The following is a 22,845-nucleotide window of genomic DNA, read 5'->3' as shown; positions in this document are numbered from 1 at the left end:
CGGCGGGCAAGGAAGTTGAGCTGGTTCTGAGGTTGTGACCTGCGCTTTCAGAGCTTTCGGTGGTTTCAGTGGTTTCGTGCCGCGGTTCTACCGGTTCCGCTCGGATCCCCTGGAGGTCTCGGCCTTCTTGAAACCGATGTCCTGGTAGCGGGGGGCGGCGAAGCCCCAGGCGCCCGCGTTCACCAGGTCGGCCCTGGCGGCGACGAGCTGGGGGCGCTGGTAGAGGGGGATGGAGCCGGCCGCGGCCCAGATCCGGGCGTCGGCCTGACGGACGAGTTCGAGGGCCTCCTCCTCGTCGAGCGTGCCCGCCGCCTGGTCGAAGAGCTGGTCGATGCGGTCGGTGCCGACCCGGGAGTAGTTCTGCTCGACCATGAGCGACCCGTCCGAGGCGGGCTCGGGCTTGGCGAAGATCGGCCGGGCGTCGGTCGCGGGGAAGGCGGAGGCGGGCCAGGAGTAGAGGGCCAGGTCGTAGTCGCCCGAGGCGATGTGGTCCTTGAAGAAGCTCTCGTCGGGGACCTTGGTGACCTCGGTGCGGATCCCGACCGCGTCGAGCATCCGGACGATCCGGTCGCCCACCGTCCGCAGCGGCTCGGAGCCCGGTCCGGACGGCAGGACGAAGCGGAGGCTGAGCGCCTTGCCGTCCTTGCCGAGGGCCTGCTTGGCCTCGGGGACGGCGGCGGGCGCGGCGGTGCCGCGCGGGGCGTAGGCCCCGGCCATCCCCCGGTCGGGCCCGGCGGCCTGCGGGGCGGCGGCGCCCGTACCGGCGCCGAGGGCCCCGGGCCGGGCTTCGAGGGCCTCGGGCCGGGTGTCGAGGGCCTCGGCGCGGGCCCGGAGCGCGGCGCTCCCGCCGGCGGCGTCGGGGGCCGGCGCCAGGACGCGGGCGGTGCTCCCGGGGCCGTCGGCGGCGGGGACGGCCCGGCGGTCGCCCGGCTTGTCGTCGCCGACGATGTAGAGGCCCTCGTCCGAGGGGGCGTCCCCGGAGGCGTCGTCGCTCTTCTTCTCGGCGTCGGCGGGAGCGGTGGCGGTGGCCTTCGCGGGCTTCCCGGTCTCGGCGGCCTTCTCGGCCTTCTCCCCCGCCTCCCCGGCCTCTCCCGCCTTCGTCCCCGCCTCCCCGGCCTTCTTCTCCGCCTCGCTGCCCGCCTTCGTGCCGGCGGGCTGCTCGGCGCCTCCGGGGACCCAGCCGGCGTCGGCGAGGAGCGCCCTCGCCTCCTGGGTGTCCTGGCCGCCGAGGGCGTCGCTGCTGTCCTTGTACGCCGCCTGGCCGGCGAGCGCCAGGTGGCTGCCGGGGGGCTTCGCCGGGAGGCCGAGGGGCTTGAGCACGGCCTCGGCCAGCTCCTGGCGGTCGATGGCGCGGGCCACCGCGCGCCGCACCCGCTCGTCGGAGAGCGGCCCGGACTCGCCGTTCAGCGCGAGCTGGGTGTAGGCGGGCTCCAGGGACTTGCGGACGGCGTACTTGGCCAGGGTGTCCTGCGCGGTCGCGTACCGGGCGATCGCCTCCTGGTTCTCCTTGCGGGCGGCCCGGACCTCCTCGGCCTTCTCCTCGTCGGAGCCGTGGGCGAGGGCCCAGGACTTCAGGGCCTTGGAGGGGGTGACGGCGGAGCCGGGGCCGTGGGCGAGGGCGGCCTGCGCGCCGTTCCGTCCGGCGCGGGCGTCCTTGAGCGCCAGGGAGATCCGCTCGGCCGTGGAGCGGTCGATCTCGGCCAGGTCGAGGGTGCCGGCGGCGAGGGCGTCCGCCCGGTCGGCGCGGGGGACGGGCTTGAGGACGACGGTGTCGAGCTTGGCGGCCTGCCCCCACCAGCGGGGGTTGCGGGTGAGGGTGACGTCGCCGCTCCCGTCGTCGACCGACTTCAGCAGGAACGGTCCGGCGGTGGCCTTGAGGGCGGTGCGGGCGCCGTCGTTGAAGGAGTCCGGGGACCCCATCACCTGCTTGGGGTAGAGGGGGGTGAAGAGGGCCTGCCAGTCGGTGTAGGGCTTGGAGAAGGTGACCCGCACCTCCAGGTCGTTCTTACCGCGCTCGATCTTCTCGATCCGCTCGTAGCCGGAGTTCCGGGCGGTCCAGTACGCGGTGTCGCGGCCGCTCAGGGCCCGCCACTGGGCGACGAAGTCGGGGGCGCCGATCTCGCGTCCGTCGCTCCACACGGCCTGCTGGTTGAGCTTGTAGAGGACGACCTGCTTGGGCTCGGTCTCGATGACCTGCGCGGACTCCAGGTAGTCGGGGTTCCGCTGCGGCCGGCCGCGCCGGTCGAGGGTGTAGAGGGCGGGGAGCACGGCTCCGGCGATGCGCGAGGTGGTGGCGTCGGCGTCGGCCTGGAAGGCGTTGAGGGTGGTGGGCGCCGCGTCGACGGCCCAGCGCAGGGTGCCGCCGTCGGCGACCCGGTCGCGCGGGGCGGGCGCGTCGTCCTGGGCCGCGATCGGGGCGGCCTCGGTCTCGTCGTCCGCGCTGCATCCGGCGAGGGCGGTGACGGCGAGGACGGCGCTGGTGAGGGTGGCGACGGTGCGGAGCGTCCGGGAGCGGGGGCTCTTGGGGCATGTCCGTGTCCCGCCGTGAGGGGTGCCGATCTGGGACATGTCTTGTACCCCTTCGTCCAGATTCATTCCATTTGGAGATGATCACACCTATTGCTCGTCCACTGAAAAGGAGGAAGAAGATCAGGCCATGGCGACACGGCGAAATGGCCGGAAAACGCCACTCGGGCGGCCCAACCCGCGACCCGGCGGCCCACCGGACCGGTCGCGGGCGGACATACCCGGACATAGCCTCGCGTGTGTGACGCGAACAGCCACCCGAGCCCTTCTCGCGGTACTGGTGGCGGCGTGGTGGCTCGTCGTCCCCGCCGTACACGGTGCCCGCGCCGACGACCCCGTCGTCCTGTCCCGGGACGGACAGATCACCGACCGGGTGGGCGCGCTGCGCGACCGCCGCGCCTCCGTGGAACGGGCCCTGGACCGGCTCTACGAGCAGGAGCGCGTCCAGCTCTTCGTCGTCTACGTACGGGACTTCTCCGGGCGCCCGGGCCAGGCCTGGGCCGACGCCACCGCCGAGCGCAACGGGCTCGGCGCCGACGACCTGCTGCTCGCCGTCGCCACCCACGACCGGCTGTACGGCTACTCGGCCGACCCCGGCTCCGGCCTCACGCAGGCGCGGCTCGACGAGGTCGCGCGGACCGCGATCGAACCGGCGCTGCGGCAGAACGACTGGGCGGGCGCCGCCGTCGGCGCGGCGGACGGCTACGGCGCCGTCCTCGCGGGCCGGCCCGTCACCGCTCCCCCGGTCACCCCCGGGCCCGCCGACCCCGGCCACGCGGCCGACGGCGGGCCCTCCGGCTCCGACCTGGTCCTGCCCGTGGTGCTCGTCGGCGGCGCCGGGGCGGTGGCGGCCTACGCGTACGCCAAGCGGCGCCGGCGGACCCGGACCCGCACCACGCCCGCGAACGGGCAGGGCTGGGGGCCGCCGGAGGAGCCCGCGCCGCCGACCACGGAGGAGCTGGACGGGGAGGCCCGCCGGGCCCTGGTCGCCACCGACGACGCCGTGCGCACCAGCCAGGAGGAACTGGGCTTCGCGTCGGCGCAGTTCGGCGAGGAGGCGGTGCGGCCCTTCACCGAGTCCGTCGCCTTCGCGCAGGAGCGGCTGACGGCGTCGTTCCGGCTGCGGCAGAAGCTCGACGACGCCTTCCCCGAGGACGACGCGACCCGCCGGAGCATGCTGGAGGAGATCCTGCGCCGCTGCGCGGAGGCGAACGCGCGGCTCGACGCCGAGGCGGAGTCCTTCGACCGGCTCCGCGCCCTGGAGCGGACCGCCCCCGAGGCGCTGGCCTCCGTCGAGGCCGCGCTCCGGGAGCAGACGGCCCGGATGGGCACGGCCGAGGCGGCGCTGACCGCCATGCGCGAGCGGTACGCGGAGACGGCGTCCTCGCCGGTCGCCGGTGACGTCCGGCAGGCGAGGGACCGGCTGGCGTTCGCGACGACGCACGTCGACGGGGCCCGGGAGCGGATCGACGCGGGCGACAACGGCGGGGCCGCCGTGCACGTCCGGGCCGCCGAGGGCGCCGTGGACCAGGCGGCCCGGCTGATCGGGGCGGTGGACCGGCGGGCGCAGGAGCTGGCCGAGGCCGTGGGCCGGCTGCCGGGCGTGCTCGCGGAGACGGACGCGGACCTCGCGGACGCCCGCGGCCTGCTGAAGGGGACCGCCGCCGGGGTGTCCACGGCCGACCTCCAGGGCCGGATCGCCCGCGCCGAGGCGGTGGTGGCCGAGGTGCGGCGGAACGCGGAGGCCGGGCGGTACGACCCGATCGGCGCCCTGCGCCGGGTCGAGGAGGCCGACGTGGCCCTCGACGAGGCCCTGGAGGGTGCCAGGGAGCGCGAGTCGGGCGCCCGGCGCGCCCGCGCGCTGCTCGACCAGGCGATGCTGACGGCCCGTTCGGCGATCGGGGCGGCCTCCGACTACGTCGCCACCCACCGGGGCGCGGTGGGCAGCGAGGCCCGCACGCGCCTGGCGGAGGCCGGGCGCCACTGGGAGGGGGCGCAGGCGCTCGCGGCGGACGACGACCCGCAGGCCGCCCTCGCGGAGGCCCGGCAGGCGGACGCGCTCGCCCGGCGGGCGCAGGAACTCGCCGAGCGGGACGTCCGCGCCTACGGCGACCCGAACGGCCCGGGCGGGGTGCCGGGGGTGGCGGGGAACACCGGCGGCGGGCTCGGCGGCGCGGTGCTCGGCGGCATCATCCTCGGCGGCCTGTTCGGCGGGGGCGGGGGGCGCGGAGGCGGGGGCTTCGGCGGCGGAGGCGGGGGCTTCGGGGGCGGAGGCCTCGGCGGCGGGCCCGGCAGCTTCGGCGGCGGCGGCACGCGCGGCCGGCTGGGCGGCGGCGGGCGCTTCTGACCCGGGGCCACCCCCCGCACCCGGGGCCACCCCTCGCACCCGGGGCCGCCTCCCGCACCCGGGGCCGCCCCCCGCACCCGGGACCGCCCCCCGCACCCGGGACCGCCCCCGCATCCTTCCCGTCCGTCCCCTTCGAGCCCTCTCACCTCCCTTCGAATCCGCTCAAGGACCCAAGGAGAAGCCCCATGAGCAAGCAGACCGTCCTCGGCCGGGTCACCCAGCTGGCGAAGGCCAACATCAACGCCCTGCTGGACCAGGCGGAGGACCCGCAGAAGATGCTGGACCAGCTGATCCGCGACTACGCGAACAACATCGCGGACGCGGAGGAGGCGGTGGCCGCGACCATCGGCAACCTCCGGCTGATGGAGCAGGACCACCAGGAGGACGTGGACGCGGCGAAGGAGTGGGGCGGCAAGGCGCTCGCCGCCAGCCGGAAGGCCGACGGGCTGCGGAGCGGCGGGCGGGCGGCGGAGGCGGACCGCTTCGACAACCTGGCGAAGGTGGCGCTCGGCCGTCAGCTCCAGTCGGAGAAGGAGGCGCGGACGGCGGAGCCGACGATCGCCGCGCAGACCGAGGTGGTCGCGAAGCTCAGGACCGGGCTCGACCGGATGAGGGCGAAGCTCGCCGAGCTGCAGGCCAAGCGGGACGAGCTGGTGGCCCGCGCGAAGTCGGCGCGGGCGCAGAACACGATGACGGACGCCGTGAGGAACGTGGACGTGCTCGACCCGACCAGCGAGCTGAGCCGCTTCGAGGACAAGGTGCGCCGGGAGGAGGCGCGGGCCCTCGGCAGGCAGGAGCTGGCGGCCTCCTCCCTGGACGCGCAGTTCGAGCAGCTGGACGCGCTCGGGGACGACGCCGAGATCGAGGCCCGGCTGGCCGCGCTCAAGGACTGACCGGGCGCCGCCCCCGTACCCGTACGCCTCAGAACATGCTGAGCAGCTGCTCCACCGTGGGTTCCGCCGCCTCCCCGCCCTCCGGCAGGGCCAGTTCGAACCAGACGGTCTTGCCGCGCGGGGTGCGGCGCGAGCCCCAGGAGGAGCTGAGCAGCCCGACGAGCTGGAGGCCCCGGCCGCCCTCGTCGGTGTCCTTGGCGCGGCGGCGGCGCGGCTGGACCAGGCCCGCGTCCCAGACCTCGCAGACGAGGGTGCGGTCGCGCAGCAGGCGCAGCCGGATCTCCCCCTCGCCGTAGCGCAGGGCGTTGGTGACGAGTTCGCTGACGAGGAGTTCGACGGTGTCGACGAGCGGTTCGAGGCTCCAGGCGGCGAGCTGGGCGCGGGCGAGCTCGCGGGCCCGGCCGACCGAGCGGGGCTCCCTGGGCAGCCGCCAGTCGCCGACGGCCTCGGCGGGCAGTCCCTGGATCCTGGCCATGAGGAGGGCGATGTCGTCCTCGCCGTGCCCGGTGTTCAGGCTGCCCAGGACCCGGTCGCAGACGTCTTCAAGGGGACGGGACGGGTCGGTGAGGGCGCGCCGGAAGGCGCTGAGGCCCTCGTCGAGCGGATGGTCGCGGGACTCGACGAGGCCGTCGGTGTAGAGGGCGAGGAGGGCGCCCTCGGGGATCTCGACCTCGACCTCCTCGAAGGGCTCGCCGCCGACCCCGAGCGGCATCCCGGGGGGCACGTCGAGCAGCCGGGCCTCCTCGCCGGGTCGGACGAGCACGGGCGGGAGGTGGCCGGCGTTGGCGAAGGTGCAGCGGCGGGTGACCGGGTCGTAGACGGCGTAGACGCAGGTGGCGAGGTAGACCTCGGCGAGTTCGGGGCCGCGGTTCTTGTGCGCGCGGGACTGCTGGGCGCCGATGGGGGCGCCGAGGCCGCGGGCGATCTCGTCGAGGTGGGAGAGGACCTCGGCCGGTTCCAGGTCGAGCTGGGCGAGGGTCCGCACGGCGGTGCGCAGTTCGCCCATGGCGACGGCGGCGCGCAGGCCGCGGCCCATGACGTCGCCGATGACGAGGGCGGTGCGGTGGCCGGGGAGTTCGATGACGTCGAACCAGTCGCCGCCGACCTCGGTGGCGTCGGTGCCGGGGAGGTAGCGGCAGGCGATGTCGAGACCGGCGGCCTCGGGGTCGCCGGGCGGGAGCAGGCTGCGCTGGAGGATCAGGGCCCGCTCGTGCTCGCGGCGGTAGAGGCGGGCGTTGTCGATGCAGACGGCGGCCCGGGCGGCGAGTTCGGCGGCGAGGGCCCGGTCGCGCTCCCCGAAGGGCTCGCTGCCCTTGGCGCGGGAGAACTGGACGAGGCCGACGACGGTGTCGTGGGCGGTCATGGGGACGACCAGGGTGGACCGGGCGAGGTCGCCGTCGTCGCCGTGGACCGTGCGGATCCGGCCGGTGCGGAGGGCTCCGGCGTACGGGGAGTTGAAGGGGTAGCGGTGGACGGCGCCGACCTCGATGGGCACGGTGCCCGGACAGCCGGTGTCCCGGGCGTGCCCCCCGTCGGTCCTGCGGGGGGTGTCGGCGACGGCGCTGGCGAAGGCGACCCGGCGCAGTTCGGCGCTGCCGGCCCCGTAGCCGACGTCGTGGGAGCTGCCCCAGCGGCCCGGCGGCGCCTCGTCCCCGGTCAGCAGGCCCTGGTAGAGGTCGACGGAGGCGAGGTCGCAGAAGCCGGGGACGGCGACGTCGAGGAGTTCGCGGGCGGTGGCCTCCAGGTCGAGGGAGTTGCCGATGCGGGCGCCGGCCTGGTTGAGGAGGGCCAGGTTGCGGCGGGCGCTGGCGGCCTCCCTGGCCGCGTTGTGGCGGCGGGTGACGTCGATGCCGAGGCCCGCGACGCCGATCGGGCGGCCGGAGCCGCTGTGCACGCGGTAGAGGTTGATGGACCAGTGGCGGCGGTCCCTGGCGCCGGGGGCGGCGCCGACGATCCTCAGGTCGGTGACGGACTCGCCGGTCTCCAGGACCTTTCGGAGGGCGGTGGTCATCCGCTCGGCCTCGGGGCGGCCCAGATAGTCGTGGACGGTGCGGCCCCGGTGGTCGTCGGCGTCGCCGCCGAAGACGGTGGCGAAGCGCCGGTTGGCCCGCCGGACGGTGAGGTCGGTGTCGAAGAGGAGGAATCCGAAGGGGGATTGGCCGAATATCGCCTGGGAGGCGGCGAGGTCGGTCTCGATGCGACGGAGGGCGCGCACGTCGACGACGATGCACAGCGCGGCACGTTCCCCGGCCTCGGTCTCGGTCGGCATGACGTACATCTCGGCCACGCCGTGGGGCCGTTCCTCGCCGGGCACGCGGAACGGGACGAGGCCCGTCCACTCCTTGCCGTCGAGGATCTCCTTGACCCTCCGGTGGCCGCGCTCGCGCAGGTCGGCGGGCATGAAGACCTCCACGGGGTCCTTGCCCCTGGCCTCCTCCGCGCTGACGCCGAAGAGGTCCACGGCCCTTCGGCTCCACTGCTCGACCAGGCCGTCGGGCCCGATCGAGAAGGAGGCCACCCGGATGTAGTCGTAGATCGAGCCGGGCGGGCTGCTCTGCCACACGACGCCGCCGCTCGCCGTCTCAGGTATCTCGCTCACGCGACCGTCCCCTCCAGCTCACCGCACCGGACCGGCCATGCCCGCAGTATTCAGTACGGCAGGCCCGGACGGCACGACGTTCACGATCACAGGGTGGTCTCGTTCGTTCCGTGCCGAGTACCGGTGATCGTCGTCCCTCCCTCTTTACTCACCAGGGAGAGCCAGCTCGAACCATACGGTTTTGCCGACGCTCCCCATGCGGATCCCCCAGCGGCGGGCGGTGCAGGCCACGAGACCGAGGCCGCGGCCCCCCTCGTCGTCGGGCCCGGGGGCCTTCGCGGTCGGCGGATCCGGAAGCGGATCGGACACCTCCACGAGCAGGGCCGTCGCGTGCGCGGGGTCGGCGCCGTCGGGGTGGACGCGGGCCAGGCGGACCCCGATGGGGCCCGAGGCGTACCGCAGGGAGTTGGTCACCAGCTCGCTGACCAGCAGGACGGTCACGTCGCCGAGGGGGCCGTCGAGCTCCCAGGAGCGCAAGGTCTCGCGCACCGCGTGGCGGGCCGTGCGCACGGCGTTCGCCTCGGCCGGGAAGTTCCACTCGGCGCGGTCGCCGTCGGTGTAGATCACACCCGATCACTTCCCCAGCCGTGCGTCAGCAGGAAGGCCCACGTCCCTTTGTGAGGTACCAATGGGGACATACCCACCATTCGGGGCAAGTTATCCCGCCGGGGGCGGTCACCGGCGCACGGTGGCACGAACGGCGTAGGGAGTCAGCCGCGCGCTCCGCCGGAGGGGGCGTCCGGGAGCCTCAGCGCCGCCTCGGCGACGGCGGGCCGGTCCTGGTCGAGCCAGTCGACCGAGTCGACCTCCGGCCGGGCCAGCCAGCGCAGTTCGTCGTGGTCCTCCAGGGGGCGCGGTTCGCCGGAGAGCAGCCGGGCGGTCCACACCCGCAGGACGTACCCGGGCTTCAGCGGCCATTCGCCGGGGATGCGCTCCCCCGGCTCGACCTCCACGCCGAGCTCCTCCCGGAGTTCCCTGACCAGGGCCTCCTCCGGGCTCTCTCCCGGTTCGAGCTTGCCGCCGGGCAGTTCCCAGCGGCCGGCGAGGTCGGCGGGGGCGCTGCGCCGCGCGGCGAGCAGACGCCCCCGGTCGTACAGGGCGCCCGCGACGACGACCACGGGGCCGGCGTCGCGGTGGGTCTCGGTGGTGCGTTCCGTCATGGGCGCGAGCGTATCCGGGACCCGGGGACGGGGGTCCGCGGCCGGCTCAGAGCGCGGGGCTGCCGATGCGCTCGACCCAGTAGAGCTGCTTGTGCCCCCGGGCGTCGAGGCCGTCCGCGACCTTCTGCGCCTCGGCCTCGGTCGCGTACCGCCCCACCCGGTAGCGATTGCCGTTGTCGTCCTGCCGAATGACGAGCCAGGGGAGGACAGGGCCGCTGTCGGTCATCGGGCTCCTCCCGCCGCCGGTCCGGTTGTCGTCGTGGATCTCCGGGAAACCGCAATCCGCATATGCCGGAGCTTACGCCTGACCTTCACACAGCGGATACGGGTTTGCACAAAGAGACACGGTTCGGCCGGTTACCGACGGAAGGCGGCCGAAGTCGGGCCCCGAGGAACGGGCACCGCACGGCCCGACGCCCCGTCACACCGCGGCCTGACGCGGGCGGCGGACGGGGACCCCGAGCACCCCGACACAGCGGTACGAACCGAGGCCCGGCCGGCACGGGCCCGGGAGTCGACGGGCCCGGCACCCACGGGCGCGACGGGCCCGGGAACACCCCGCGCGAACCCGGACGAGCCACGGGCGCGAAAGAACGGCACGGGAAGGAGGGACGCGAGGAGGGCGGGTGCGAGGAGGACGGGCGCGGGAAAGACAGGCGCGAAAAGGACAGGCGCGAAAAGGACAGGCGCGGGAAGGACGGGCGCGGGCCGTGACCGGGGTCCGCCGCCCCGCGTCACCTCACCGGCAAGTGGTACGCGATCCGGTAGCGGTCGGCCGGGACCACCACGTCGGCGGTCTCGACGGCCCGGCCCGAGGCGTAGTAGGTCCGCTCCACCACCATCACCACGTGGCCGGGGACCCCGCCGAGCGCGAGGAGTTCCTCGGCGAGGCCGGGGCGGGCGCCGACCTCCTCCACCACGTTGTCCACGACGACGTCGATGGCGGCCATCCGCTCGACGACCCCGCAGCCGCCCAGGGGGCCCTCCTCGGGCAGCATGACCGGGGTCCGGCCGGTGACGGCGAGGGGCTCCCAGGAGGTGGAGATCATCATGGGCTCGCCGGCGTCCCGGTACACGTACCGCGTGCGCATCACCCGCTCCCCCGGCTCGATGCCGAGCCGCTCGGCCACCTCCGGGCCCGCGGGCTCCTGCCCGCTGCTCGACTCCCAGGTGCCCCGGGCCCCTTCGGCCGCCTGCTCCTGCCGGAAGGGGCTGGCCCCGGCGGACGGGCGGTAGCCGGAGCGGGCGATCCGGCGCGGCACCGGGCGCTCCCGGACGTACGTCCCGGAGCCCGAGCGGCCCTCGACGAGCCCCTCGGCCATCAGTACCTTGCGGGCCTCCAGTGCGACGGTGTCCGACACCCCGTACTCCTCGCGGATGCGTGCCTGCGAGGGGAGGCGGGTATGGGGCGGAAGCGAGCCGTTGGCGATCTTCTCCCGCAGATCGCTCGCCACGCGCAGATAGGCGGGCTGCTCACCGAACGTCACTGGACACTCCCCTCAGGTTGACTGTCAGCTACAGCGTGTCAACCCTGGGTCGCGGACCGCAAGCATGGGCCAGAGTTTCACTCGAAGTGATGAAGCCCCGGCCGCACACCTCGATTACCCGAAGTCGCTCCCCGACGGATGCGTTCGAACCTCTTGACCCGTATTGGTACAGACCAATAACTTCCTCCTGCGCCTCGCGCACCGGTTCCCCGCACGCTCCACCCGCACGCTCCATCCCGCCTCGCACAGGAACGAGCCCATGCGTCCCAGAGCCACGTCCAAGCTGACCTTCGGTGCGGCCACCGCCGTCACCCTCGGCCTCCTCGCCACCCTGGCCCCCGCCGCCGACGCGCACCAGGCGCCGCACGGGCCCGCCCACAAGCCCGCCCACGGGCAGGACCTGAAGCGGATCGGCTACTTCACCCAATGGGGCATCTACGGAAGGAACTTCCAGGTCAAGGACCTGGAGACGAGCGGCACGGCCGCCAAGCTCAGCCACATCAACTACGCCTTCGGCGTGATCGGCCCGGACGGCAGGTGCCTCATGGGCAACGCCCCCGGATCCGACCCGTGGGCCGACTACGTGCGCCCCGTCGACGCCGCGAACTCCGTGGACGGCGTCGGCGACGCCGCCGACCAGCGCCTGGCCGGGAACTTCAACGAGCTGCGCGAGCTGAAGGCGAAGCACCCCGGACTCAAGGTCATGATCTCGCTAGGCGGCTGGAGCGGCTCCGCGCACTTCTCCGACGCGGTGCGCACGGACGCCGGGCGCAAGGCCCTCGTGGCCTCCTGCATCGACACGTACGTCAAGGGGAACCTGCCCGTGGACGGCGCCCGCGGCGGCGCCGGGGCCGCCGCCGGGATCTTCGACGGCATCGACCTCGACTGGGAGTGGCCGGGCTCGGACGGCGCCCCGGGGAACGTGATCCGCCCCGAGGACAAGCCCAACTTCACCAAGCTCGTACGGGAGTTCCGCGTCCAGCTCGACGCCTACGGGCGCTCCCTGAAGAAGCGGAAGCACTACGAGCTGAGCGCGTACGTGCCCACCGCCCCCGCCAAGATCGACGCGGGCTTCGAAGTCGCGAAGATCATGCGGGACTTCGACTTCGTGAACCTCCAGGGCTACGACTTCCACGTCTCCGGCGAGCCGAGGACTGGACAGCAGTCCGCGCTGTACGCGAAGGACGACTTCAGCGTCGACCAGACCGTCGGGGCCTGGCTGCGGCGCGGCGCCCCCGCCCGCAAGCTCGTGGTCGGCATGCCCTTCTACGGGCAGGGCTGGACCGGCGTCACCGGCGGCGGCAACGGCCTCGGCAAGCCCGCGGCCGGTCCCGCCCCCGCCACCTGGACGGCGGGCTCCGAGGACTACAAGTTCCTGAAGCGGCTCGCGGAGTCGGGGACGTACAGGCTCTACCGGGGCGAGGGGAACGGGCACGCCTGGCTCTTCGACGGCACCACCCTGTGGACCTACGACGACCCCGCCGTGCTGCGCACCAAGGCGGCCTACGTCCGGCGGAACGGGCTCGCCGGCGCGATGGTCTGGTCCCTCGACGGGGACACCCCGGACGGCGAGCTGATCACCGCCATCGACCGGGGCCTGAACCGGCGCTGACCCCCGCTCCCGCGTCCGGCCGCCGGGCGGCGGCCGGACGCGGGAGGGCGCGGGAGGACGGGCGGCGCCTCAGGCCGGGGTGTCCGCGCCCGCCGGCGGGGCGTCCGTCAGGCCGAGCGAGCCCCGTGCCTTCGCGCCGTCGGGCAGGATCTCGTAGGCCGTCTCGTACGCCTCCCAGTACGCGTCGGAGTCGGCCGCCGTCGCCAGCGCGCGCCACTGCTTCGAGGCCGCCGCGAGGTCCTTCCGGAGCGCGGCGACCGGCTCCGTGGAGGCGCCGGGCCAGTAGTGCCTCCCGAGGCTCCCGTGCGCGCCGTCGATCGCCGCCAGGACCTCGCCGGCCCAGGCCTTGTTGGACGCGAGGGCCTCGTCGGGGTCCTCCTCCGGCTCCCGGTAGAGGGCCGCCTCGATCGGGTTCACGGACGTCAGGAAGTGCGTCTGGTCGCCGCCCAGGGTGGTGGCGTCGGACCGCACCGAGCCGCTGAACCGCTTCTTCTCGGCGGCGAGCGCGCAGGTCACGGTCCGGTCGCCGAGCTTCCAGCTCTGGCTGCTGGGCAGGTAGTAGAAGAGCCAGACGTCCTCGGGGATCGCCCAGGTGTCCATCGCGTACGCGAGGTTGACCGCCTCGCAGTGCTTCTCCGCGATCGCGTCGATCGCGTCCTCGCCGGGCCACTTGGCGAAGCCGGTGACCTCGAAGCCGCCGGTGACCTCGCCGTCGTGCGGGCGCGCGCAGTCGACGACGGTGACCTCCGTCGTGTACTTCGCCGACTTCTCCCCGTCGCTGAAGCACTGGCCGGTGCGCAGCGAGAACGGGGACTTCGAGCGGGAGGCCTCGTCGACGCCCTCCTTGAAGCCGTTCCACACCGTGGAGAAGCCGCCGGTCGCCAGGCCGAGGACGAGGAGCAGGCAGCCGACCGCGGAGAACACCATGCCCGTGATCGCCAGCGGCCTGCCCGCCTGGTCCTTCTTCCTGATCTGCGGGAGGGCGACGAGGCCCAGGACCAGGCCGAGGGGCGGGAGGCAGCAGACGATGCCGGAGACCAGGGAGGCGACGGCGAGCCCGTTGGTGGGCCGCGCGGGCTGCCCGTAGGGGCCGGGGCCGCCGGGCGGGCCGTAGGGGCCGCCGGCCGCGTAGGGCATTCCCGGGGAGGTGTAGGGCCCCGGGGCGGGCCACCCCTGCGGCTGCGGGCCCCCGGGGGGCGGCGTGGGCGGCGGGGCCGGCTGGGTCGGGTCCACGGGTGGGTGCTCCTGCGGGGCGGTGGTGCGAACAGGCGAACGAGCGCGCATCGTACGCGCTCGGGCGGCGCGCCGTCGCGCGCGTTCGCGTCACGGAGCCGCACGCGCGCGCGGGGCGGAGCCGAGCGCGCCGGAGTCGCGCGTGCGCCGAAGTCGCGTGCGCGCGTGCGCCGGAGGGGGGCGGCCGCGCACGGCGGGAGGGGCGGCCGCCCGCAGGCGACCGCCCCTCGTCGTTCAGGGCTCGGCGAGCCCGGGCGTCCGGGTCAGAACTGGAGGCCCCAGGAGTCGATCTTGCCGGTGTCGTAGGTCGCGTTGTCGCTGACCCGCAGCTTCCAGGTGCCGTCGGCGACCTCCGAGGAGGCGTTCACGGTGTACGTGGTGTTGATGTTGTCCGTGCTGCCGCCGGTGCCGAAGGCCTTCAGCGTGTACGCCGAGCCGTCGGGGGCGATCAGCTGGACCTGGAGGTCGCCGATGTAGGTGTGGACGATGTTCACCGGCACCTTGAGGGCGGCGGGGGCGTTGCCGGCGACGCCGGTGACGGTGATCGGGGACTCGACGGTCGCCTTGTCCGCGATGGCGTAGTCCGTGGTGTTCTCGAAGTTCTTGCCGGGGGGCGGGGTGGTGCCGCCGTCACCGACGTACAGGAGCCGGTTCGGGGAGCCGGAGCCCGGGTTGGTGACGACGTTCGGGGTGGCGGCGGTCGTCAGGGCCGTGGAGACCTGGGCCGGGGTGGCCGTCGGGTTGGCGGCGAGGTAGAGCGCGGCGGCGCCGGCGACGTGCGGGGTCGCCATCGACGTGCCGGAGATGGTGTTGGTGGCCGAGTCGCTGGTGTTCCAGGACGAGGTGATGGAGGAGCCCGGCGCGAAGATGTCCAGGATCGAGCCGTAGTTGGAGTAGCTGGCGCGGGCGTCGGTGTTCGTCGTGGCGCCGACCGTGATGGCCTCCGCGACGCGCGCCGGCGAGTAGTTGGAGGCGTTGGCCCCGTCGTTGCCCGCCGCGACCGCGTAGGTGACGCCGGAGGCGATCGACCTGCGGACGGCCTCGTCGAGGACGCTGTCGACGCCGCCGCCGAGGCTCATGTTGGCGACGGCCGGCTTGACGGCGTTCTGCGTCACCCAGTCGATGCCGGCGACGACCTGGGCGGTGGTGCCGGAGCCCTGGTTGTTGAGGACGCGGACGCCGACGATCTTCGCCTTCTTGGCGACGCCGTACGCGTTGCCCGCGACGGTGCCGGCCACGTGGGTGCCGTGGCCGTGGCCGTCCTGGGACACGTTGTCGTTGTCGATGGCGTCGAAGCCGTTGAAGGCGCGACCGCCGAAGTCGCCGTGGCTGATGCGGACGCCGGTGTCGATGACGTACGCCGTGACGCCCTGGCCCGCCGCGTCCGGGTAGGTGTAACTCTGGTCCAGCGGGAGGGCCTTCTGGTCGATCCGGTCGAGGCCCCAGGACGGCGGGGAGGGCTGCGTCGCGTCGATGGTGAAGACGCGGTCCTGGACGACCGACTTGACGGCCGGGTCCGCCGCGAGCTTCTTCGCCTGCGCCTCGGAGAGCTCGATCGCGTAGCCGTTGACCGCCGAGGTGTACGTGCGCTTGATCTTCGCGCCGAACCTGGCCGGGATCGCGCGGCCCTCGGCGGTCTCCGCCGGGGCGGACTCGTCGAGGGTGACGATGTAGCTGCCCGGGACGGTGTCCGCGGCTCCGGCGTTCTCGATGACGCCTTCCGGGGCGGCCGGGGCGGCGGTGGCCGGGAGGGCGGAGAGCGAGCCGAGGCTCAGTGCGGCGGCGGCCACGACGGCGGCGGTGGCGATTCTGCGACGCGAGTCACGCATCACTGACATGTGAGGGGTCCTCCTCATTGGTGGTGCGCTGCTGTGGGGGTGCGACATGGACATGACAAGAAGACGCGAGGTGTCCGCGCCGTTTCGAACGTCCGGCTGTCGAGCGAAAGGTTGGCGGATCCATAGGAATCGCACAAGGGTGCTCGGCGCCCCGTAACGTCCGCGCCACACGGCTGCCATCCTGGGGAGCGTGACCGCCTACGCGTGCCCCCGGTGCCTCGTCTCCTCCCCCGTGTCCGCGCTCACCTGGTGTTGTCCGGAGTGCCGCGGCCCGTGGGACCTCGACTTCGCGAGCGAGCCGGTCCCCCTCCCGTCACTCGCGTCACGTGTGAATTCCTTGTGGCGTTACGCGGAGGCGCTGCCTCCGATGCCGTGCGCGCCCGAGGTGACCCTCGGGGAGGGCCGCACGCCCCTCGTCCCGCTGAAGGAGTCGGCCTCGGGATCGGTTTCGGCCAAGCTCGACTTCCTCATGCCGACGCTGTCGTTCAAGGACCGGGGCGCGGTGGTGCTCGCCGCGCACGCCCTGCGCCTGGCGCGCGCCGGCGGCCTCGACCGGGTCGTGGCCGACAGCAGCGGGAACGCGGGCACGGCCGCCGCCGCGTACTGCGCGCGGGCCGGACTCGACTGCCGCGTGTACGTCCCCGGGGGCACCTCCCCGAAGAAGCTGGAGCAGATCCGGGCGCACGGCGCCGAGGTGGTCGAGGTGCCCGGCGACCGCGAGGCCACGGCCCGCGCGGCCCGGGAGGCCGCCGACGAGCCCGGCACCTTCTACGCCTCCCACGTGTACAACCCGTACTTCACCCAGGGCACCAAGACCTACGTGTACGAGCTGTGGGAGGAGCTCGGCGGGCGGCTGCCCGACACGCTCGTCGTCCCCGTCGGCAACGGCACCCTGCTCCTCGGCGCCGCCCTCGCCCTCGACGAGCTGCACCGCCACGGGCTCGCGGACACCCGGCCCGCACTGGTCGCCGTGCAGGCGGAGGCCGTGTCGCCGCTGGCCGAGGCGTTCCGCGCGGGCGCGGACGACATCGCCGGGCCCGCCGCCGTCCGCCCCACCCTCGCCGAGGGCATCGCGATCCCGGCGCCGCCCCGGGCCCGGCAGATCCTGCGGGCGGTGCGGGCGACGGGCGGCACGTTCCTGACGGTGCCGGAGGAACGGATCCGCGCCGCCCAGCGGGACCTGGCGCGGCGCGGTCTGTTCGTGGAGGCCACCGGAACGGCCTGCTGGGCGGCGGTGGAGGCGGCCCCGCCGCGCCCCGGCCTCACGGTGGTGCCGCTGTGCGGGGCGGGGGCGAAGACGGGCCCGGCGTCCTGAGGCGGGCCCCCGCCCCCGCACCGGCGAGAACCCCCACCGGCCGGAAGCCGTGCCGGTGGGGGCCCGTGCCGCTCAGAACTCGTCGGCGCCGTTGCGCAGCTCGTACGTCCAGTAGCCCGTCTTCGCGACGGCCTCGTCGACCGCGAGGCCGCCGGCCGGGGCCTTGACCACGATGCTGCCCTCGGCCGGGCCGTCCGGGGCGAAGAGGTTCACGGTGAACTCCTTCACCACCTTGTTGTCCTCGTGGACGCCGCCGAGGGAGACCCGCACGTTGGCGTACGCGGACTCGCCCTTGTTCACCACGACCGGAACGGCCGGCCTGCTCTTCGCGACGGCCGGGACGTCCTTGGCGGTCTGGATCGGGCCGAAGGCGAGCAGCGGGTGCTTCAGCAGGGTGCAGGCGCGGCCGGAGACGTTGGTGGCGGTGAGGACGACGTGCTCGGTCGGCACCTCGTCCGCCTTCTCCACCGTCACCTTGACGTCGCCGTGGGCGCAGGCCGGGGCCTTGGCGGAGGCCTTGCCGCCGGTGGAGCCGGTGGACGCGGTGGAGGCGGTCGTGCCCTTGCCGCCGCCCGTGGAACCGCCGGCGGTGGCGCCGCCGGACGTGGAGCCGCCAGACGTGGAGCCGCCGGACGTGGAGCCGCCGGACGTGGAGCCGCCGGACGTGGCGGTCGAGCCGCCGGTGGAACCCGAGCCGCTTTCGGCGGGGGCCGCGCCGTCGCCCGTACCGGCGGCGGCCTGCGGGGCGGAGCTCGCGCTCCCGGCGTCCTTGGCCCCGGTGTCGGAGCCGCCGCAGGCGGTCAGGCCCAGCGAGAGGACGGCGACGGCGGCGGCGGCCAGGACGGTGTTCTTGCGGTGGTGGCGCACGGTGGTTCTCCCCCGGGAAGCGGTCGGTCGGCGCGCGTGCGGTACCCGCGCGCCGGTGCACCCTTTCGGTGCGTGCGCACCGGTTCGTCGATCGGTGCTGTATCCAGCTTTCCGTTCCGTACTGCCGTCCCGCTTGCGTGCCGCTAACGATCGGCTGACAGGCGCGAAAGGCGGGCGGCGGCCCGCGCCGAACCCTCCGCGAAGCCGGCCTTCTCGGAGGCCACGATCGCGCGTTCCAGCTGGTCGGTGGCCTCTTCGAGGCGTCCGATCCCGGCCAGCGCCTCGCCCCGGACGATCTGGAGCTGGGCCCGCACGACCACCGCGTCGGGGGCGACGAGCTCCTCCGCGCGCAGGGTGTGCGCGAGGGCCGCCTCGTACTCCTGCGCCTTCAGGCAGTGGCCCGCCAGGTGCTGGAGGGCGAGGACCTGGGTGGAGGGGTGGTGGGTGCGGTCGGCGAGCGAGACCGCGTGCAGCATGAGCAGACCGGCCTGCTCGTGCTCCCCGACCGCGTCCAGGACGGCGGCGTGGTTGACGTGGGCGATGGCCTCGCTGACCGCGTCGCCCGCCCGGGCGGCCAGGCCGGGCGCCTTCTCCAGGTGGACGAGCGCCTCGGCGTTCCGGCCCTCCGCGTGCAGGATCCAGCCGAGCAGCGCCCTGGTCCGGGACTGCGCGTCGGCGTCGCCGACCCGTTCGGCGGAGGCGAGCCCGGCCTCCAGGAGCGGGGTCCAGCCGTCCCCGATCCGCATGAGCATCAGCGGCCACTGGACCAGGGCGAGCCGCCAGGCCCGGTCGTGCAGGCCGAGGGCGGCCGCGGCGGTGACCGCGCCCTCCAGGGCGGCGCGCTCGGCCACGTACCAGTCGAGGGCCGCCGTGCGGTCCTCGAACTCCCGGGTGGCGGCGGGGCGGCGGGCGTCGGCGGGCAGCGCGTAGCAGGGCTGGGAGCCCGGCTCGGCGGCGGCGTCGGCCGCGAGCCCGGTGTAGAGGTAGTGGTCGAGGAGGCGGGGCAGTCCCTCGGGGTCGGCCCGCGGGGCGAGGTGGCGGGCGTAGAGGCGGACGAGGTCGTGCGGGGTCCAGCGGCCGGGGACGGCCTCGGTGAGCAGGTGCGCGGCGGCGAGCCGGTCGAGGTCCGCGGAGGCCTGCGCGGGCGAGGTCCCGGCGAGCGCGCCCGCCGCGAACCGGTCCAGGTCGGCGCCGGTGTGCAGGCCGAGCGCGCGGAACATGCGGGCGGCGGAGTCGGGGAGCTGCTGCACGGTGAGGCGGAGGGCGGCGGAGACGCCCCGGTCCTCGACGTCGAGGAGGGTCAGCCGGCCCTGCTCGTCGGCGAGTTCGCCGACCATCGCGCCGAGGGTCCAGGCGGGCCGCTCGGCGAGCCGGGCCGCCGTCACCCGCAGCGCGAGCGGCAGCCCGTCGCAGAGTCCGGCGAGCCGCGCGGCGGCGGCGGGCTCGGCCGCGATCCGGTCCTCGCCGAGGACGGTGGCGAGCAGGGCGGCGGCGTCGGCCTCCGGCAGGTGGCCGAGCGGCACCGGCCGGGCGGCGTCGGAGGCGATCAGACCGCCGAGCCGGTCGCGGCTGGTGACCAGGGTCGCGCAGTGGTCGCCGCCGGGCAGCAGCGGTCTGACCTGCCCGGAGGAGCGGGCGTTGTCGAGGACGACGAGCAGCCGGCGCTCGGCGGTGAGGGAGCGGAAGAGGGCGCCCCGCGCCTCGACGCCCTCCGGCATCCGCCGGTCCGGGACGCCGAGCGCGAGCAGGAACTCGCGCAGGACGGCGGCGGCCTCGGGCGCGGGCGTCTCGCTGAAGCCCTTCAGATCGGCGAAAAGACGCCCGTCGGGGAAGTCGGCGCGCCGCTCGTACGCCCAGTGGACGGCGAAGGCGGTCTTGCCGACGCCCGCCGGCCCGGTGACGAGGCAGACGGGCCCGTCCCCGCCCCGTACCGCCCGGTCGAGCGCGGCCAGCTCGGCGCCGCGTCCGGTGAAGCCGCGCGGCGGCCGGGGCAGGCCCTCGGGGGCCGGGACCTCGGCGGGCGGGGCGACGGGGCGGGCCACGGGGGCGGGCTCCGCGGCGCGCAGCAGCGTCGCGTACGCCTCGCTCAGCGTCTCGCCGGGGTCGACGCCCAGTTCCTCGGCGAGCAGCCGCCGGGTCCGGTGGTACCAGTCGATCGCGTCCGACTGGCGCCCCGAGCGGCCGAGGGCCAGCATCAGGGCGGCCGCGAGGGACTCGCGCAGGGGGTGGGCGACGGCCTCGGTCCGCAGCACGGCGGCGGCCCTGGCGTGCTCGCCGAGCTGCCCGTACGCCTGCGCCAGCGCCTCCACGGTGGCGAGCCGCAGCTCTTCGAGCCCGGTGGCGGCGGCCTCCAGGGGCCGGCTGTGGACGGTGCCGGTGAGGGCCGGGCCCTGCCAGTACGACAGCGCCTCCCGCAGCATCCGGACCGCGTCGGCGGGCTGCCGCTGCACCCCGGCGAGCCCCACCAGCTCCTCGAACCGGTGCACGTCCACCAGCGACTCCGGCATCCGCAGCACGTACGCCGAACCCTGGGTGGCGAGCTCGACCCCGTACGCCTCGGCCCCGTGCTCGGCGAGCAGGGCCCGCAGCCGGGAGACGTGTCCCTGGAGGACGGTCTTGGCGTGGACCGGCGGCTCCTCCTCCCAGAGGGCGTCGATCAACTGCCCGACGTTCACCGCGCTGTTGGGGCGCAGCAGGAGCATGGCGAGGAGGCTGGACCGCTTGGCGGGTCCCAGGGCTACGTCACCGTCCTCCGTCACCATCGCAACGGAGCCGAGCAGCCGGAACTCCACCTTCACACCTCCGCGATCACGCACCCCCGTCTTCCCCGGCAGTCGAGGATACGTGGGGGAAGAGGGTCGTCCGCGACGCGGAGTTCCCCCGTAACGCCCGCGTCGGCCGAATCCGGACGTGGTGTTTCCCACAGTGGCGCGCGCGGCGGTTGGGCCGGCGATCACGGGGCGGGCGGAACGCTCTCGGTGAGCTCCTGGTAGGCGTCCATGACGTCGCCCACGTGCAGCGTGGTGATCTCGCCCTGGGACGGGACGCCGGAGCTGCCGTGCACGTCGAAGACGCGCAGGTCCCGCGCGGCGGAGGCCTTCCGGGCGAGTTCGCGGGCGAAGCGCCCGTTGCCGAGCCGGTCGATCATGCCGTCGCTGACGGCCAGGTCGCACGACGCGCGCAGCGCGACCGCCGCGTCCTCGGTCAGGACGTCTCCCTGGGACGCCAGGAACGACTCCGCGATCAGCACCAGTTCGTCGGCCGAGTAGGCGGGGAAGTCGACCCGGGTGTGGAACCGGGAGGCGAGGCCCGGGTTGCTGGACAGGAGCCCGGCGATCTCGTTCGGGTAGCCGGCCAGCACCACGACCAGGCGGTGCCTGTCGTCCTCCGCCCGCTTGAGGAGGACCTGGAGCGCCTCCTTGCCGAAGGCGTCACCGCCCGAGTACCCGGTGTTGGACAGCGCGTACGCCTCGTCGATGAAGAGGACGCCGTCCAGCGCCTCGTCGATGACCCCGGACGTCTTGATCGCCGTCTCTCCGAGGTGCTGTCCCACGAGGTCGACGCGCTGGGCCTCGACGACGTGGCCCCGGGCCAGCAGGCCGAGCCCGGCGAAGACCTTGCCCACGACGCGGGCCACCGTGGTCTTGCCGGTGCCGGGCGGCCCGGCGAACACCAGGTGCTGGGGGGTCGGCGCGGCGGTCAGGCCCTGGCTCCTGCGCACCGCCGCCATCCTCAGCTGCGCGGAGAGGCTGCGCACCTGCCGCTTCACGGGGGCGAGGCCGACCATCGCGTCCAGCTCGGCCATCGCCTCGCCCAGCAACGCCGCGCGCGCCTCCTCGCCCAAGGCGTCGGGGGAGGAGTCCTCGTCCTCCTCCCCCGCGGCTCCCACGGCCTGGGCGGACACGCGCTCGGGCGGGGGCGTGGCCTTCGCCCGCAGGGCCACGTCGCCCAGGGTGGGGCTGTAACGGAACGCCGTCTGGAACTGCTTCAGGGCCTCCTCGGACCGGCCGAGCTGCTCGTGCGCCCGGCCGCGCAGATAGGCGACCTCGCCCAGGAAGCCGGCGTTGTCGGTGAGCGCTCGGGGGAGGGGCGCCAGTACGTTGAGCGCCTCGTGGGAGACGTTCTGGGCGATGAGCCCGGCCGCGACGCAGAGCTGGGACTCGTCCCGCAGGAAGGGGTCCCGGATTCCCTCGGCGAAGGTCAGGAGAAGGGGCCAGTCCTTCTTCAGGGTGGCGTAGCGCGCGCAGACGAAGCGGGTCTCGTCGCAGTCGAGCACGGCGTGGGAGAGCATCTTCCAGGCCTGTTCGAGCAGTCCGTCGTCCAGGAGCGCCGTCGCCCGCGCGAGCCACAGGTCACGGGGCGTCTCCAGGCGGAAGGTCACGTAGCCCCCGATCTGGAACCGGGAGGACAACGGGGTCTGGAGCTGCGTGCGCAGGGCGCCGAAGGACCGGGCCCGCCCGTGCATGGCCTCGACGGCCCGGGCCTGGAGCTGCCCGGCGGCGTGGAGCCCCAGCCAGGCGTCGGCCGCGAGCGGGTTGTGCGCGACGGCCGCGTGGAAGGCTTCGGCCGCGGCGGCCCGGTCGCCCAGCCTCAGCTGTGCGACCCCCTGGAGCCACGCCTGCTCGCACTTCCTGGCCGAACTCCGCGATACGGACGACTCCGTCACCCAGGTCTCCCTGCCCTCCGACACCGTCCTCCGAGCCTACCGGTGGAGAGGGGCCGGACCGGACCCGCCGAAGCCGGGAACCGGTCCGGACGAGTCCGACCGACTTGTCGATCACTTTGTCCCGTTCCCGACCGACTCCGGTCACTCCAGGAAAAGAACGGAGAACAACCGGGTCGGAAGAGGCAACGGGCAACCCCGCCGAACCCCGATTCCCGGGGCGGACCTCATGCCAGACTCCCTCTCGGATGCGAAGCGCGTCGGCTCCGTCACAACGGGTGTTCGCCGTCGGCCTTCGCGTCGGC

The 22,845-nt window shown here is 74.5% G+C and carries 15 protein-coding genes; 4 read left to right on the top strand and 11 right to left on the bottom strand.

Annotated elements, in window-relative coordinates:
• Positions 1–87 precede the first annotated feature (87 nt).
• Positions 88–2,568: an ABC transporter family substrate-binding protein gene (locus ACIQKA_RS02005; protein ID WP_402539669.1), complete on the bottom strand. Its 2,481-nt coding sequence runs from the start codon at positions 2,566–2,568 to the stop codon at positions 88–90.
• Positions 2,569–2,767: 199 nt separating this feature from the next.
• On the opposite strand from ACIQKA_RS02005, the gene ACIQKA_RS02000 reads away from it, so the two are divergent.
• A complete protein-coding gene (locus ACIQKA_RS02000) occupies positions 2,768–4,873 on the top strand; it encodes a TPM domain-containing protein (RefSeq protein ID WP_402539667.1) in 2,106 nt (701 codons plus the stop codon).
• Positions 4,874–5,058: 185 nt separating this feature from the next.
• The gene (locus tag ACIQKA_RS01995; protein ID WP_402539666.1) at positions 5,059–5,766 is read left to right on the top strand and encodes a PspA/IM30 family protein; all 708 of its coding nucleotides are present in this window, start codon (positions 5,059–5,061) and stop codon (positions 5,764–5,766) included.
• A 28-nt stretch (positions 5,767–5,794) separates the two neighbouring features.
• Here the strand turns inward: ACIQKA_RS01995 and ACIQKA_RS01990 are convergent, their stop codons facing one another.
• From ACIQKA_RS01990 to ACIQKA_RS01970, 5 genes are all read right to left on the bottom strand, one after another.
• Positions 5,795–8,365, bottom strand: coding sequence for a SpoIIE family protein phosphatase (locus ACIQKA_RS01990; protein WP_383443068.1), 2,571 nt, complete (start codon positions 8,363–8,365; stop codon positions 5,795–5,797).
• Between the two features lie 144 nt (positions 8,366–8,509).
• Positions 8,510–8,932 (bottom strand): ATP-binding protein, encoded by a 423-nt coding sequence (locus ACIQKA_RS01985; RefSeq protein ID WP_383158845.1) that lies wholly within the window; start codon positions 8,930–8,932, stop codon positions 8,510–8,512.
• A gap of 143 nt (positions 8,933–9,075) precedes the next feature.
• Positions 9,076–9,525 carry a (deoxy)nucleoside triphosphate pyrophosphohydrolase gene (locus tag ACIQKA_RS01980; protein WP_383435930.1) on the bottom strand — a complete coding sequence of 150 codons (450 nt, stop codon included), beginning with the start codon at positions 9,523–9,525 and terminating at the stop codon, positions 9,076–9,078.
• 46 nt (positions 9,526–9,571) lie between these two features.
• Entirely contained in the window at positions 9,572–9,751 is a 180-nt protein-coding gene (locus tag ACIQKA_RS01975; RefSeq protein WP_366371578.1) for an SPOR domain-containing protein, read from the bottom strand.
• Between the two features lie 508 nt (positions 9,752–10,259).
• Positions 10,260–11,012 carry a GntR family transcriptional regulator gene (locus ACIQKA_RS01970; protein WP_383158840.1) on the bottom strand — a complete coding sequence of 251 codons (753 nt, stop codon included), beginning with the start codon at positions 11,010–11,012 and terminating at the stop codon, positions 10,260–10,262.
• A gap of 259 nt (positions 11,013–11,271) precedes the next feature.
• Here ACIQKA_RS01970 and ACIQKA_RS01965 point away from each other — a divergent pair, with 259 nt between their 5' ends.
• Positions 11,272–12,624 carry a glycosyl hydrolase family 18 protein gene (locus ACIQKA_RS01965; RefSeq protein WP_391093312.1) on the top strand — a complete coding sequence of 451 codons (1,353 nt, stop codon included), beginning with the start codon at positions 11,272–11,274 and terminating at the stop codon, positions 12,622–12,624.
• 69 nt (positions 12,625–12,693) lie between these two features.
• Here ACIQKA_RS01965 and ACIQKA_RS01960 read toward each other — a convergent pair whose 3' ends face one another.
• Positions 12,694–13,761 carry a DUF4190 domain-containing protein gene (locus tag ACIQKA_RS01960; protein WP_402539665.1) on the bottom strand — a complete coding sequence of 356 codons (1,068 nt, stop codon included), beginning with the start codon at positions 13,759–13,761 and terminating at the stop codon, positions 12,694–12,696.
• A 359-nt stretch (positions 13,762–14,120) separates the two neighbouring features.
• The gene (locus ACIQKA_RS01955; protein ID WP_391093313.1) at positions 14,121–15,695 is read right to left on the bottom strand and encodes a S8 family serine peptidase; all 1,575 of its coding nucleotides are present in this window, start codon (positions 15,693–15,695) and stop codon (positions 14,121–14,123) included.
• A gap of 178 nt (positions 15,696–15,873) precedes the next feature.
• Here ACIQKA_RS01955 and ACIQKA_RS01950 point away from each other — a divergent pair, with 178 nt between their 5' ends.
• The gene (locus ACIQKA_RS01950; RefSeq protein ID WP_383150060.1) at positions 15,874–17,010 is read left to right on the top strand and encodes a pyridoxal-phosphate dependent enzyme; all 1,137 of its coding nucleotides are present in this window, start codon (positions 15,874–15,876) and stop codon (positions 17,008–17,010) included.
• Between the two features lie 72 nt (positions 17,011–17,082).
• On the opposite strand, the gene ACIQKA_RS01945 is transcribed toward ACIQKA_RS01950, so the two are convergent.
• From ACIQKA_RS01945 to ACIQKA_RS01935, 3 genes are all read right to left on the bottom strand, one after another.
• Positions 17,083–17,877, bottom strand: coding sequence for a DUF4232 domain-containing protein (locus tag ACIQKA_RS01945; RefSeq protein ID WP_402539663.1), 795 nt, complete (start codon positions 17,875–17,877; stop codon positions 17,083–17,085).
• Between the two features lie 143 nt (positions 17,878–18,020).
• Positions 18,021–20,669 (bottom strand): BTAD domain-containing putative transcriptional regulator, encoded by a 2,649-nt coding sequence (locus tag ACIQKA_RS01940; RefSeq protein WP_383150059.1) that lies wholly within the window; start codon positions 20,667–20,669, stop codon positions 18,021–18,023.
• A gap of 161 nt (positions 20,670–20,830) precedes the next feature.
• The gene (locus ACIQKA_RS01935) at positions 20,831–22,543 is read right to left on the bottom strand and encodes an AAA family ATPase (RefSeq protein WP_402539662.1); all 1,713 of its coding nucleotides are present in this window, start codon (positions 22,541–22,543) and stop codon (positions 20,831–20,833) included.
• Between the last annotated feature and the right edge of the window lie 302 nt (positions 22,544–22,845).

Source organism: Streptomyces sp. NPDC092045 (assembly GCF_044756005.1).
In the GTDB taxonomy this organism is placed as follows: Bacteria; Actinomycetota; Actinomycetes; order Streptomycetales; family Streptomycetaceae; genus Streptomyces.
Note: the sequence above shows the minus strand (reverse complement) of the source record. Positions and strands in the feature narration are given on the sequence as shown.

Excerpts from the sequence above, each read along its gene's own strand:
- ACIQKA_RS02005 (WP_402539669.1), bottom strand. The coding sequence starts at position 2,568 with ATGTCCCAGATCGGCACCCCTCACGGCGGGACACGGACATGCCCCAAG.
- ACIQKA_RS01995 (WP_402539666.1), top strand. The coding sequence starts at position 5,059 with ATGAGCAAGCAGACCGTCCTCGGCCGGGTCACCCAGCTGGCGAAGGCC.
- ACIQKA_RS01980 (WP_383435930.1), bottom strand. The coding sequence starts at position 9,525 with ATGACGGAACGCACCACCGAGACCCACCGCGACGCCGGCCCCGTGGTC.
- ACIQKA_RS01975 (WP_366371578.1), bottom strand. The coding sequence starts at position 9,751 with ATGACCGACAGCGGCCCTGTCCTCCCCTGGCTCGTCATTCGGCAGGAC.
- ACIQKA_RS01965 (WP_391093312.1), top strand. The coding sequence starts at position 11,272 with ATGCGTCCCAGAGCCACGTCCAAGCTGACCTTCGGTGCGGCCACCGCC.
- ACIQKA_RS01960 (WP_402539665.1), bottom strand. The coding sequence starts at position 13,761 with ATGCCCTACGCGGCCGGCGGCCCCTACGGCCCGCCCGGCGGCCCCGGC.
- ACIQKA_RS01955 (WP_391093313.1), bottom strand. The coding sequence starts at position 15,695 with ATGTCAGTGATGCGTGACTCGCGTCGCAGAATCGCCACCGCCGCCGTC.